Annotated in this window: 11 protein-coding genes; 5 read left to right on the top strand and 6 right to left on the bottom strand. The window is 60.8% G+C overall.

Features of this window, described 5'->3' with window-relative positions; all coding sequences use genetic code 11:
* Positions 1-223 precede the first annotated feature (223 nt).
* Positions 224-901, top strand: coding sequence for a response regulator transcription factor (locus AWB69_RS38840; protein WP_062092091.1), 678 nt, complete (start codon positions 224-226; stop codon positions 899-901).
* The gene (locus tag AWB69_RS38835; RefSeq protein WP_062092086.1) at positions 891-2,246 is read left to right on the top strand and encodes a sensor histidine kinase; all 1,356 of its coding nucleotides are present in this window, start codon (positions 891-893) and stop codon (positions 2,244-2,246) included. The genes AWB69_RS38840 and AWB69_RS38835 overlap by 11 nt, the downstream gene beginning before the upstream one ends.
* A gap of 52 nt (positions 2,247-2,298) precedes the next feature.
* On the opposite strand, the gene zwf is transcribed toward AWB69_RS38835, so the two are convergent.
* Together zwf and AWB69_RS38825 are read right to left on the bottom strand one after the other, a co-directional pair.
* Positions 2,299-3,774, bottom strand: a complete 1,476-nt coding sequence (gene zwf, locus AWB69_RS38830; RefSeq protein WP_062092085.1) for a glucose-6-phosphate dehydrogenase — start codon at positions 3,772-3,774, stop codon at positions 2,299-2,301.
* A gap of 243 nt (positions 3,775-4,017) precedes the next feature.
* Entirely contained in the window at positions 4,018-5,823 is a 1,806-nt protein-coding gene (locus AWB69_RS38825; RefSeq protein WP_062092084.1) for a GGDEF domain-containing protein, read from the bottom strand.
* Positions 5,824-6,609: 786 nt separating this feature from the next.
* Between AWB69_RS38825 and AWB69_RS38820 the strand changes: the two genes are divergently transcribed.
* A complete protein-coding gene (locus AWB69_RS38820) occupies positions 6,610-7,323 on the top strand; it encodes a response regulator transcription factor (protein ID WP_231937378.1) in 714 nt (237 codons plus the stop codon).
* 108 nt (positions 7,324-7,431) lie between these two features.
* On the opposite strand, the gene AWB69_RS38815 is transcribed toward AWB69_RS38820, so the two are convergent.
* The 3 genes from AWB69_RS38815 to AWB69_RS38805 form a co-directional block, all read right to left on the bottom strand.
* A complete protein-coding gene (locus tag AWB69_RS38815) occupies positions 7,432-8,802 on the bottom strand; it encodes a GntT/GntP/DsdX family permease (RefSeq protein ID WP_062092083.1) in 1,371 nt (456 codons plus the stop codon).
* An 88-nt stretch (positions 8,803-8,890) separates the two neighbouring features.
* Positions 8,891-10,012 carry a porin gene (locus AWB69_RS38810; RefSeq protein WP_062092089.1) on the bottom strand — a complete coding sequence of 374 codons (1,122 nt, stop codon included), beginning with the start codon at positions 10,010-10,012 and terminating at the stop codon, positions 8,891-8,893.
* Positions 10,013-10,160: 148 nt separating this feature from the next.
* Positions 10,161-11,360, bottom strand: a complete 1,200-nt coding sequence (locus tag AWB69_RS38805) for an aminotransferase class V-fold PLP-dependent enzyme (protein ID WP_062092082.1) — start codon at positions 11,358-11,360, stop codon at positions 10,161-10,163.
* Between the two features lie 114 nt (positions 11,361-11,474).
* On the opposite strand from AWB69_RS38805, the gene AWB69_RS38800 reads away from it, so the two are divergent.
* Positions 11,475-12,335 carry an IclR family transcriptional regulator gene (locus AWB69_RS38800; RefSeq protein WP_082913781.1) on the top strand — a complete coding sequence of 287 codons (861 nt, stop codon included), beginning with the start codon at positions 11,475-11,477 and terminating at the stop codon, positions 12,333-12,335.
* Positions 12,286-12,879 (top strand): RidA family protein, encoded by a 594-nt coding sequence (locus AWB69_RS38795; protein ID WP_407923077.1) that lies wholly within the window; start codon positions 12,286-12,288, stop codon positions 12,877-12,879. The genes AWB69_RS38800 and AWB69_RS38795 overlap by 50 nt, the downstream gene beginning before the upstream one ends.
* 6 nt (positions 12,880-12,885) lie before the next feature.
* On the opposite strand, the gene AWB69_RS38790 is transcribed toward AWB69_RS38795, so the two are convergent.
* Entirely contained in the window at positions 12,886-13,320 is a 435-nt protein-coding gene (locus AWB69_RS38790; protein ID WP_062092081.1) for a GFA family protein, read from the bottom strand.
* Positions 13,321-13,464 lie beyond the last annotated feature (144 nt).

The following is a 13,464-nucleotide window of genomic DNA, read 5'->3' as shown; positions in this document are numbered from 1 at the left end:
GTTGCCGCGGTTTGCGGGTTGATTGCAACACTCGTTCTGTATCGATCCACGGAAGCGCGCAGCCAGTACAAGACCGCTTGACGGGTGGCGCCAAACAGCATGGCCACGCCCCGCGCGATATACACTTCGCCTGAGGGCCGTGGCCCGGCGTGGCGTGAGGCTCGTTCGAATCATGCGCATGCCGGGCTGGCGGACAATGCCCACGCATAACGCGGTGAACGTGATGAAGCTACTGCTGGTCGAGGACAATGAGCAACTGGCCCACTGGCTCGCTAAGATTCTGGAAGACGATGGTTTTGTGCTCGATCGCGTCAGCGACGGCGACGCGGCCGACCGGTTCCTGCGCACCACGCGCTATGACGTCGTGCTGCTCGATCTCAACTTGCCGAACCTGTCAGGCAAGGGCGTGCTTCGGCGGCTGAGAGAACGGGGCGACGACACACCCGTCCTTATCCTGACCGCAAGCGGTTCCGTGGATGAAAAGGTGATCTGCCTGAGCGCCGGCGCGGACGATTACGTCGTGAAGCCGTTCGACGCACGCGAACTGGTCGCGCGGGTCAAGGTACTGGTGCGGCGTCAGCTGCCCTCGCGCTCGAACAGTACGCGCTGCGGCGATCTTTCCTACGATATCGACCGGCGGCAGTTTTCGGTAGCGGGCGAAATGCTGAGCCTGACACCGAGAGAGCACGCCGTACTCGAGACCTTGATCCTCAAGGCCAAGAAGACGGTCTCCAAGCCGATGCTGGCCGATTCGCTCGGCAGTTCGAGCACCCACACGAGCGAAGACGCCATCGAGATATACGTCTCGCGGCTGCGCAAGAAGCTCGAGAAAAGCACCGCCACCATCATTACGCTCAGAGGCCTGGGTTATCTGTTGCAAGCCAGCAGCGATGACGAATAGCCTGCGGCTTCGGCTTCTGCTGTGGTTGCTGCTGCCGCTGACCGTCTATGTGCTTGCCGCAGGCTACATGGCCCGTGAAGGCGCGCAGAAAACCGCGAGCCTGATCCAGGACAATGCGCTGCTTGCATCCGCCCGCGTGATGGCCGGCGACGTCAAATGGGACGACAGTTTCCTGCATGCCGACATTTCGCCGAGCGCCATCGAGATCCTGAGTTCGCCCTATGGCGACCGGGTATTTTTTCGTATCCGCGTGATCGACGGGCCGGCGATTGCGGGCACGTCGGATCTTGAGCAGGTCGAGCCGCCGAGTTCGCCCGGCTGGTACGACACCGAGATCGACGGTCAGCCGGTGCGGGCGGTCTCCATCATCCGGCCGATGTACGACTCCGGTGAAAGCAAGCGCATCCTTGTTTCGGTGGGCCGCACGGAGCTGGAGCGCGATGCATTGGCGACCGAACTGTGGCGGCCGCAACTGCTGCATTTCGCGGAGATCATTGCGATTGCGATCGTGCTGGTGTGCGTCGGCCTGACGTTCGAATTGCGGCACCTGATGGCGCTGACCAATGACGTGCGCGACCGCGCGCCGAACGAACTCGTGCCGTTGCGCTCGGAGCATCTTCAGAGCGAGTTGCGGCCTATCGTGGATGCAATCAATCAGTGCATTGCGAGGATCGAGCGGCAGACCGCCATGCAGCGGCGTTTCATTGCACATGCCGCGCATCAGCTGAGAACGCCGCTGACTTTACTCGGTGCACAACTGCAATACGCGCGGCGCCACGACGATCTCGCGACGGTCAAAGAGACGCTGTCAGCCATGCACAGGAGCAATGGGGCGCTGGTGTCGCTGACCAACCAGTTGCTCTTGCTCGCGCAAGCCGAGACCGCCGATTACAGCCACTTCGAGGGTGAGCGTGTCGATTTGCGCGAGGTCGCGACAACGGTGATTGAAGAGCTGGCGCTGCTGGCGCAGCGTCGCGGGATCGAGCTGGCTGCGCAGCTTGCCGGCGACGCGATCGTTTTAGGGAACGCCCGTTTATTGTCGGTGCTGGTCTTCAACCTGGTCGATAACGCTATCCGGTACACGCCTGCGTCAGGTCACGTGACGTTGTTGATCGAGCGGCGCGACAAGACGATCGTGCTTGCCGTCACCGACGACGGTCCCGGTATTCCAGCCGATGTCCGTGACCGCGTGTTCGAGCCGTTCTTCAGGGCATCGGGCGAAGAGGGCAGCGGCCTGGGCTTGGCCATTGTGAGGGAGATCGTGCGGGCGCACCGGGCAAGCATCAGTCTTGACGACGGACCCGGAGGCAGGGGTCTTGCGGCCGAAGTCCGGTTTTCAGTTTAGAACGATGGACTTCGTTTCACTCGCACCGGCGGACCGGTGCGAGTGACCAGCATCACGCTTCTTCGGCCCACGCCATGTTCTCCCGCGCCATCAGCGCTGAAGAGGCGGCCGGTCCGAATGTGCCCGCCGTATAACCACGCGGCCGGTCGTTCAATTCCTTCCAGCCGTCCAGGATTGGTTCGACCCATGCCCATGCCGCTTCGAGTTCATCCCGGCGCATGAAGTGCGTCAGGCGACCGCGCATCACATCGATCAACAGCCGCTCGTATGCTTCCGCGCGGCGTTCGCTGAATGCTTGCTGCAGATCCAGATTCAGATTCACAGGCAGCATATGCATGCCGCTGCCGGGCTCTTTCGCGAGCATCTGCAACTGGATCGATTCTTCCGGTTGCAACTGGATGACCAGCCGGTTGCCATAGTTGCGCGGCCCGCTGGGAATGATCGAGAACGGCAGGTCGGCAAAATCGATCACGATCTCCGATTGCTTCTTCTGCAAGCGCTTGCCCGTGCGCAGGAAGAACGGCACGTTCGCCCAACGCCAGTTGTTAATATGCGCGCGGATGGCGACGAAGGTCTCGGCACGGCTGTCGGACGGCACGTTGTCCTCTTCCATGTAACCCTTGACCGGCTCGCCGTCGATGGCGCCAGGGCTGTACTGACCACGCACGGTGTCCCGGGCAATATCGGAGACCGTCATCTTGCGCAGCGAACGCAGCACCTTGAGTTTTTCGTCGCGTACGGCATCGGGATCGAGCGATACCGGCGGCTCCATGGCCACGATGCACAGCAGTTGCAGCAGGTGGTTCTGCACCATGTCGCGCAGCGCGCCGGTCTGGTCGTAGAAGCCCGCACGGCTGCCCACGCCCACCGTTTCAGCCACGGTGATCTGTACGCTCTTGATGTACGGCGCCTGCCATAGCGGTCCGAAGATCGCATTGCCGAAACGCAGCACCATCAGGTTCTGCACCGTTTCCTTGCCGAGGTAATGGTCGATGCGATAGATCTGCGCTTCGGCGAAATGGCGGCCGACAGAAGCATTGATCGCCTGTGCCGACGCGAGATCATGCCCCAGCGGTTTTTCCAGCACCACACGCGAGTTGCTGTCGACCAGGTCGGCCGCCGCGAGGTTGTCGCAGATGGTCGTGAACAGGTCCGGCGCTGTCGCGAGATAAAACACGCGGCATACGTCCCTGCGCGCAATTTCCGTCAGCCGCAGGTAGTCGCTTGCCGAATCAATGTTGATGCGCACGTAGTCGAAGAGCGCCAGGAAACTGTCCCAGGATTGCGGATCGAGCGCCTTCTTGTCGACGAAGGGTTTCGATTGCTCTTCCACAAATTGCACGTATTGCTCGCGCGACCAGTCGCGCCGGCCGATCGCGATGATGCGTGTTTGTGCGGGCAGGTTGCAATGCAAATGCGCCATGTAGAGCGCCGGCAGGAGCTTGCGTGCGGACAGGTCGCCGGCACCGCCGAAGATGATCATGTCGACTGGAAGATCGGGCGCGGCTGAAGGTGTTTGAGTGGTCATGGTGCGTAAGGATCGCGAGTTTGCAGTCAGAATTGCGCTCCGCGGAGCGGGCCATTTACGACGCTGAGTATGTCGTTATACCAGTTACGCTTTAAACGGGCATGGTTCACGCGTGACGAGCGGCTGCACCAATCGGGATCATCGGGATACGGGAGAAAAAGCGTCCGACCGGTCGGGAAGCGATGCGGCGGCGTGCATGTAACTGTAGTGTAAGCAATGCGCCGGACGCTGCGTGCGGAACGATCAGACGGACCGGTGCTGCGCGAAATCGATCGTGACAATCCCGGTCTTTTCCTTCTTGACGCGGCGCTTGGCGACAGCCGCGACCGCGCCTATTTCCTCGCTGATGCGCGCCGTTCCGGCCGCCACCCTGACCGCGCCAATGGACATGGTGACGAAGCTGAAGAACTGCCGCCGCCGGCTTCGGTCTTCGCTGTAGATGCCGCCTGCGAGCCGGTCTTCCGAGGAGTAAAACCGTTTGACGTCTTCACCGAAGCGGTGAATGGCCTGGAGGCTGCGGCTGCGCCAGTCCGCGCTTTGAAACAACACCAGGAAATCGTCGCCGCCTATATGGCCGAGGAAATCGCCCGCTGGATCGCAGACCGAGCGCAGCGCTGCGGCGGCCGCCTTGAGCACTTCGTCGCCTTGCCAATAGCCGTAGTAGTCGTTGAATGGCTTGAAGTCGTCGAGATCGACGTAACACGCAACGAAGTCGACACCGTTGTCGATCAGCCGCTCGACATGCGAATTGATCGGCACGTTGCCGGGAAGAAACGTCAGCGGGTTGGCATAACGCGCCGCTTCCAGCCGGATCTCCGTCACGGCGCGCACCAGCCGCTCGCCGGTGGCGAGGCCTACGTAACGGCCGGCGTCGGTGATGATGAGACCGTCGGAGAGATAGCGCAGATCGTCGTTGGCAAGCATATGCGCCACCTGGTCCAGCGTGGCATAACGCTCGACCACCAGTGGCGCCGGATTGGCAAACTGAAGGCAGGGCCGCTTGCCGAACAGTTCGCGGTGGTAGGGCAGCGCGTACTGGTCCATGAAGGCACGGCGGTTGATGAGAGCGACCGGCCGCCCGTCGTCGATAATCGCCACCGCATGCAAGTCCGCCGCCGCGTTGAACAGGTCGACCACGTGGTCGTTGCATGCATCCATCGGCAACGAGGGCGCGAGAATCAGCATCCGGTCGAGCTCGAATCCGCTCGCGCGGGACTCGCGGTGCGTATGGGTATGCGAGGGATAGACGGTGATCCGGGACGAGTGCAGCAAGTGCTGTATGGGCGCGGGCAATGCCTGACTGGGCAGTGCCATCGGGCGTCCCAGCAAGAACCCTTGTCCATACGTGATGCCGAGGTCGCGGACGATTCCCAGATCGGCTGGCCGCTCGATACCCTCAGCAATCAGCTCGGCGCCGCTGGCTCTTGCAAACCCGGCCATCGCTTTGACGGCTTCGAATTTCAGCGGATCGAGCGCGATGTTATCGATGAAAAAACGGTCGATCTTCACGTAGCCGGGTGCCAACCGTACCCAGAGATTCATGTTCGCATTCGCGCTGCCGTAATCGTCCAGCGCGAACGCGGCGCCCCTTGCGCGCAAGGCGCGAACGGTCGCGTCGAAACGGTCGAGGTTGGCAATGACGCTCTGCTCGGTCAATTCAATCACGACGCGCTCAGGCGCAAGCGCGCTCGCGCCGAGCAGATTGGCAAGGCCGTCGTCCTCGGCGACACTCGCTTCTATTACCGAGGCGCTTGCGTTGATGAAGAGCAGGCCGGCGCCGTTGAGGCGCGCAAAGGACTCGCAGCATACCCGTGCCGCGGCTACCTCCAGACGGTGAGCCGACCCTTCCTCCTGCGCACGCGCGAACAAGCCGCGCGGCGTCTCGAGCGCAGTGTCCGCCGGACCGCGGATGAGCCCTTCATGCCCCGCAATCTCTCCATCGGCAAGGTGCACGATAGGCTGGAACACCGCCCACAACGCACGGTCGGCTATCAACGCGTCGACTGTCAATGGCGCGCCGTGTGTGACATGGAGGGTGGAGAATTGCATGGGAGTCTCGTTGATCTCATTGGCTTAACGGCGCGACACTGGGCGAGTTCAATGAATTTTTAATGACTTTGAGCACCAGGCAGGTGCGGGATTGCGGGGCGCTCCGCAGTTCCGGTCTGCATTCTGATCGATGTGCTGCGAATCTGCTGACAAGAAATGCACAGGCAGTCGCCAATTTGCCACTTGTAAAAGCCCGCATTGCCTGTTTTAAATCTTCATGTTGAATTTCTCATGAATGGATATTTAGTTAAAAATCCGATAGTCGATATGAAATAGGGGCGAGTATGACGTAGCAGAGCGTATGAGGATTAATGGTGATCCGGCGTACTGCCCAGGAAACGCGTTGTACGGTCTGCTTCTGCGTCATGCGTTTTTTTGACTTAGGGGTTACGGCTGCTGCGGGCGACCGGGTGATATCCGGGTGAATTGAGATCGGAGAATTTTCATTATCTGCACGCATCGGCCATGACTGGGCGTTACGGGGCAGGATCGCATAATTTCCATTATGTAGATTTGAATTGATTGTTATTAAATAATGGTGGCATATTTACGGGACAGAAATGGGGATAAATCAAGAGCCGTGCTTTCAGAATTAGCGATTTCGGTAAACTGATTGACGGAGAAAATATTTGACCATTTAAATGGATTTAGCTACTTTGGCGAGTCGTAACATGCAGTGAGGGTTAGTGCAATTAGCGAATTGTTCGTGAGGGAATTTTCATCGTCAGCCTATTATTGATTCGTTAAAATGGTGGGAGATCTTCGAACTTATAACGAGCAAAACAATTGGCTAGCAACATTGCGAGTGGGGCCTCGAGGCAGCGGCGCATCCTGACGGTCGGGAGCGATCCCGGCACTGCTGCGGAGATCGCTGAAACGCTGCGTGAACGCGGCTTTGAGGTCGATCTCGTCACGACCGGGCGCGAGGCGCTGCGCACCGCGCTTGTCATGGCTTACGACGCCATGACGCTTGACCGCAAGCTGTCCGACGCGGACGGAATCATGGTGGTCCGTTTGCTGAGGGAAGCCGAGGTCGAACTGCCCGTCCTGATGATCAGCGCGTTGTCGGATGTCGATGAAAAAGTGCGCGGCCTGCGCGCGGGCGGTGACGACTATCTGACGGAACCGTATCACCCGGACGAACTGGTGGTCCGTCTTGAAGTCATGATCCGGCGCCAGGACGCGAGCCACGCGTCAAGCGGCACGCTGCTCCGGGTCGGCACGCTCGAAGTCGACAGGTCGAGCCGGCAGGTCACGCGCTCGGGCTTGGCCATAGAACTAAGTCCGGCCGAATACCGGCTGCTGGTCTACATGATGGAGCAGAGCCATTGTGTCCTGAGCAGGCCCATGATTTTCGAGGCCGTCTGGGGATACCGTTTCGATCCAGGCACCAACCTGATCGACGTTCATATCCGCCGGCTGCGAAAGAAGATAGACACCGAAGGTGAGGAGCCGTTGTTTCATACGATCCGCAACAAGGGTTATCAACTCGGCGCATGACGTCATGATCGTTCCGGTGCGGCAACGTTGGCGCCCCAACGCGCACGCACCGGATTTGCAGTGCAATTGAAGCAGGCGGCAAGCGTTTTACCGGCATGCCGCGCCGCTTCAGATCACCATCGAGAGCCCGAGGGTGAGCGCCAGTGCTGTCACCGAAATGATCGTTTCGCAGACAGTCCAGGTCTTGAACGTCTGCGTCACGGTCATGCCGAAGTACTCCTTGACCAGCCAGAAACCGCCGTCGTTCACATGCGAGAGGATCAGGGATCCCGCACCCGTCGCGAGCACGAGCAGTTCGGGACGCACGCCGGTTGCGGTGGAGGCGGCAGCCGCCGCAATGGGCGCGATAATTCCCGCAGCCGTGGCCATGGCAACAGTCGCCGATCCCGTCGCCACGCGAATCAGGCCGGCGACCAGCCACGCAAGAATCAGCAGCGGCACATGCGCGCCGGTGGCTACATCGACAATCGCCTTGGACGCGCCGCTGTCGATCAGGATGCGCCCGAAGCCCGCTCCGGCACCCACGACCAGCGTGATGCTGGCGGTGGGTGCCAGGCACTCGTTCGTGAACTTGAGGATCGATTCGCGACTGAAGCCGCGCGCCGAGCCGAACGTGTAGAAACTCAACAGCACGGCAAGCAGCAGCGCCATGTCCGGATGCCCGATCAGGCGCAGCACGTCGTTGGCCGTTGACTTCGCCGGCACGATCAGGTCAGCCCAACTGCCCACGAGCATCAGCAGCACCGGCAACAGGACCGTCAGCAGCGTGATACCGAAGCTGGGCAGCTTCTGCGTGGCGCGTGCGGCATCCTGCTCGATAAATTGCTGCGCCATCGGGTTGACGCCCTCGAGCACGACGAACTTCGCGATCAGTTTCGAGAACAGCGGTCCCGCGATGATCGCCGTGGGAATACCGACAATCAACGCGTAGAAGATCGTGCGGCCAATGTCCGCGTTATAGGCGGTCACCGCCAGCAACGCGGCGGGGTGCGGCGGAATCAGGCCGTGCACGACCGAGAGTCCCGCGACCATTGGAATGCCGACGCGGATCATCGACGTGCCGGTACGCTGCGCGACGTTGAACGCAATCGGAATCAGCAGCACGAAACCGACTTCGAAAAATACCGGCAGGCCGACGAGGAACGCGATGCACATCATTGCCCAATGCACATTCTTCGGGCCGAACAGGCCGATGAGCGTCTGCGCGATCCGTTCAGCTCCGCCGGATTCGGCCATCATCTTGCCGAGCATCGTGCCGAGCCCGACGACGATCGCAATGTGCCCGAGCGTTCCGCCCACGCCGGTTTCGAATGACTTGAGAATCGAGGTCATCGGCATGCCGACGGCAAGCGCGAGCGCGACGGACACCACCATCAGCGTGATGAACGGATTGAGCTTGAATCGCGCGATCAGCACGACCAGCGCGATGATCGCGACCAGCGCGTAGACGAGTAACAGACTTCCCTGGACAGTCGCCATGGAGGCTCCAAAATAGCGGTCGGAAAAACCGGTCGAAAAAGCCGGACCGTCGAGCCGCGCAGGGCTTCAACGGGTCCGGCGTACCTGGTTAGAACTTGTGTCGAATGCCGGCGACAGTGACGAACTGACCGTTGTTGCCGGACGGATTCGAGACCCCTTCAACCCATGCCTTGGCGCCGGACGAACGCTGGTAAATGCCGTTCAGATAGACGTCGGTGGTCTTCGACAGGAAATACTCGCCGCCGAGTGCGAGCTGGTTGTAGTGAGCATTCGACGCGGTTGCCGAACTGCTGTTCTGGCTCGTGTAGATGTAGCCGAGCGAGAGCAGCGTGGTGGGCGTGAACTGATAACGCACGCTTGCTTCATAGTTCGCAAAACGCAGGCTGCCGCCGGTCAGGAGGTCGAAATGCGAGTTCGTGTACAGCAGGGCGACGGTGGCCGGCCCGAACGTGTACGCGCCGCCTGCGCCCCAGACCTGATTGCGCGCGACGTTGCTGATGATCGACGAACTGGTGCTGTAGTAGTTGTCGGAGGGCGCCGCGCCCGCCGTGTTCGACGCCGGGTGATCGACCAGCGAGTAGGCGGCGTCCAGGCGCACCGGACCCGCGGCATAATCCGCGCCCACGCTCCACGCGCGGTTGTTCGAGAAGTCGCCGGCTGTGTTCGAGAACGCGTACATGGCGTTCGCGGTGAAGCCTGAGAACGTCGGCGTGGTGTACTTGACGGCGTTGTCGGTGCGGTAGGTGTTGTTGATGTCGTCGTTGTCGTAGATCGCGTTGCCGTACTGGCTCATTGCGCCCACGCCGTTGATCTGCAGGTTCGAGAGATAGTCCTGCACGCTGTTGTACTGGCGGCCGAGGGTGATCGTACCCGCGCGGTCGTTGCTCAATCCCACCCATGCGCTGCGGCCGAACATGCGTCCGCCCTGGCCTGACGCGCCCGATTCCAGGCTGAAACCGTTTTCGAGCTTGAACAGGGCCTTGTTGCCGCCGCCCAGATCCTCGCTGCCCAGCAAGCCCCAGCGCGACCCTTGCACATTGCCCTGAGTCGCCTGATAGGCGCTATTTCCTTTTTGATTGTTGGTGTACGTGAAGCCGGCATCCACAATACCGTAGAGCGTCACGCTGCTTTGGGCGAAAGCGGCTTGCGCAACGCTTCCAGTCACGGCGACGGCGACGGCCACGGCCGTGCGTAGGATCTGCTTATGCATCTGGTTTCCTCTGGTCGAAAGAAGGGCGTCCATCGATGAATTTTCGTTGTCTTCGATGGAATAAGGATTACTAAACGTACACGGCAAAGCGACGCCGGAGAAATCCGGCGTATCGGTCATACTGGAAAATCAGGTTCAGTCAGCCCACTCAGTCAGGCCAGTTGAGGCGGCCGGCGCCACGCCGCGCGTCGCGCTGGAAAAACGGGGTGACCAGCGGAAGCGGCGCATGCTGCACACGCTCGAGTTCGTCAAGCAGGCGTTCAAGCACGCTGTGCTCCTGGCCGGGATGCAGGTTGCACGGGTCGATGAAGAAGAAATTCAGTTCGGCTTCGTGATCACGGACGATCACCGGCACGCTGCCCGCCGGCGGATGGGCGAGGGCGTCGGCCAGGTCCCAGGCGCTGATACGCGCCTCGCGTGGATCGATGGACAGCTTCAGGCGGTCGAGCGGATTGCCGGTCGGATCGGGATCGATCTCCGCGCGCACGCCGGGGCGGGTGTTCAGCGCTTCACGCCACAACTCGAGATAACCGCGCTCAACGGCGCGGACCGCCGCATGGTCGCGCTGCTGCCATTGCTCGAGCGCGGCGATCGCGCCGGCAATGCCTTCCTTGCCCACTTTCATGCCACGGCCAATGCCGCCATTCTGGAAATAGGCGGCACGTACCAGCGTTTTCTTGCCGGCCACAATACCGGCGGTCGGACCGCCCAGAAACTTGTGCGCCGAATACAGCACGAGATCAGCGCCCGCGGCAATGAAACGCGTGAGGTCATATTCGGAAGCCGCATCGACTATCACGGGGACACCCTTCGCATGCGCGATGGCGATGAATTCTTCCACGTGGATCAGTCCGAACTGGACCGTGTGATGCGAGACCACATACAGCGCGGCGGTAGTGCGCTCGTTGATTGCAGCCGCTAGCTGGTAACCGTGCGACTCCGTGGCCGCTCCCACCTGCACAACGCGAGCGCCCGCGAGCCGGATGGCCTGGTCGACGGGTGCGCCATAATTGACGAGATGGCCCGTTTGCACGACGACCTCGTTGCGCAGTCCGGTGGTATCGGGTAAACGCTCGATCAGCCCTGGATCGTCGCCGGTCATGGTCGCGGCAATGCCGAGCGTGATCGCGGCCGAACAGGATGCGGTGACATAGCCGCTTTCGCTGCCGCAAACCCGCGCGATCACGGCCGACGCCTTGCGTTGCAAGTCGTCGATCTCGACGAACCGAGGCAGGATCGCGGCCATTGTTTCAATGACCGGCGCCGCCACGATGGACGCACCCAGGCTCGTCATGGTGCCCGAACCATTGACGACCGGGCGTAGACCAAATCGGGAATAAATATCCATCGTGCGGCTCCTGATATTCCTTTATTATGGAATGTATGTTGTAATTGTGTATTAGATTATCATACGATGCGCTTGCGTCAAACTGTACAAAAACAATCAGTCTCCAGGAACGCGATGTCCGCCAAGCCCCGTCAAACCATGCAGGAACCGCCGCCCGCCGAGCAGCCGGCGCCGGATACGCCCGCGTCCCCGTCCCCGTCGCGCACGCGCACCAGCGCGATCGACCGGGCGGTGCAGATCCTCGACGCGTTGCAGGACACCAACCGTCCTACCACCGCGTATGAAATCGCGCGTCTGGTCGGTGCGCCGCTGTCGACGGTCTATTCGATCATCAACGATCTGGTGGAGAAGAACCTGCTGGCCCGCACGCCCGAGGGTGCAATCTGGCTGGGCTCGCGGCTGTACGGCTATGGGCTGACGTATGCCAGTTCGCTCGACTACCTGGCGGTCGCGCATGAAGAGATGAACCGCTTGTCGGCCCAGGTCGGCGAGACGGTCCAGGTATGCGGACTCGAGGAAGGCATGATGGTCGTGTTGCAAATGGCCGAGGGGCCGGGCCATTTTCGCGTGACCTCACGGGTGGGCAGCCGGGTGCCGCTCAACTGGACTGCGTCGGGACGGCTGCTGGTGGGTCATCTGCCGGACGCCGAGCGGATCGCTTATTTCACGCGGTACGCGAAGCCGTCTCCCACGGCGCGCGCCGAAACGCGTCCCAACGTGCTCGCGCGAATGGCGCGTGAAGCGCTGGACGCGCACCTGTCGATCCAGATTGGAGAATCGGATGCGTCCGTGGCGTGTCTTGCCGCTCCCGTGCTCGATCAGTCGGGAGCTTGCGTGTTCACCATTTCGATCGTGATGCCGGAATCCAAGGCGCTTCAGAGTACTGAACGTTTTGGTGATGAACTGAAAGTTGTCGCCGCGCGCATTGAAGCGCGCCTCGGCTGGCAGCGCCGCATGCCTGACTCTATCGGTTAAGCGCGACGCGGGTTGGCCGGTCTTTAAATCTTGTCCTCAACACTTGAAAGAGAACCAACGCAACATGGGATTTTCGACTGAGATGAACTGCTATGAACGACTGCAGGCCCGCGGCTTAAAACTTCAGGACGTGCCCGCACCCATAGGCAACTTCACTCATTGCACACGCGAAGGCAACCTGCTTTTTTTGTCGGGGCAAGGGCCGCTTGATGAGACCGGGTGCCTGATGACGGGGAAGGTCGGTGACAACGTCACCGCAGATGAAGCGTATGCGCATGCGTTACTCGTTGGTCTTAACCTGTTGTCGGTGCTGCATGTGGAGCTGGGAGACCTGAGCCGGGTAAAACGCGTCGTGAAGCTGCTCGGCATGGTGAATGCAACACCGGATTTCGCCGATCACCCGCGCGTGATCAACGGCTGCTCCGACCTCTTTGTCGATGTGTTCGGCGACGCGGGCCGGCACTCGCGTTCCGCTGTCGGCGTGGGGTCGCTGCCGGGCAATATCACGGTGGAGATCGAAGCAATTGTTGCTGTTCGCGATTGACGCGAGTTATTCCGCCAAGCTGACGCCCGAGCCGCCCATTTCTTCCGGGACATCTCTCATCTTCGGCAAGCCGTCCTTCATTCGCAGCTTCGTTTCCTGATAGTTGACATGGACGCCGGCCTCGTATGGGAAGTCTGGAATAACTGCTGCATACACGTCAGTGAGCCCCATGCCGGGATGCTCGGTGAAGAGGTGGCCGCCGCATGTCTTGCACCATTTGCGATAGCTGTGCGGCGTCTTGTTGTAAGTACCTATATTGTCGGCACCTTTGGTGATGTGCACTGCCTCGGGCTTCCATAGCGTGAAGGCGTTGACAGGTCCGGCCGACCAGCTTCTACACGACTCGCAGTGACAATAACCCATGCCAACCGGCTCGCCGGTGACCGTGAGCTGAACGGCGCCGCAAAAGCAGGCTCCCTGGTAAGTCTTTTCGTTGCTCATGATGCATCTCCTTCAATGGTTTTTATCCGGGCGTGCATGGGTTTGCCGATGCAGCCTCGCCCAGCGGACTGATTCGCGCCAAAGCACGCACTCGATAGCACCGCATGCGCTCATCCGAACGTCAGGATCGGCACTGGAAGCTAC

This window comes from Caballeronia udeis (genome assembly GCF_001544555.2).
GTDB classification, from domain to species: Bacteria; Pseudomonadota; Gammaproteobacteria; order Burkholderiales; family Burkholderiaceae; genus Caballeronia; species Caballeronia udeis.
The sequence above is the reverse complement of the archived record's forward strand: the minus strand, read 5'-3'. Positions and strand labels throughout refer to the sequence as shown.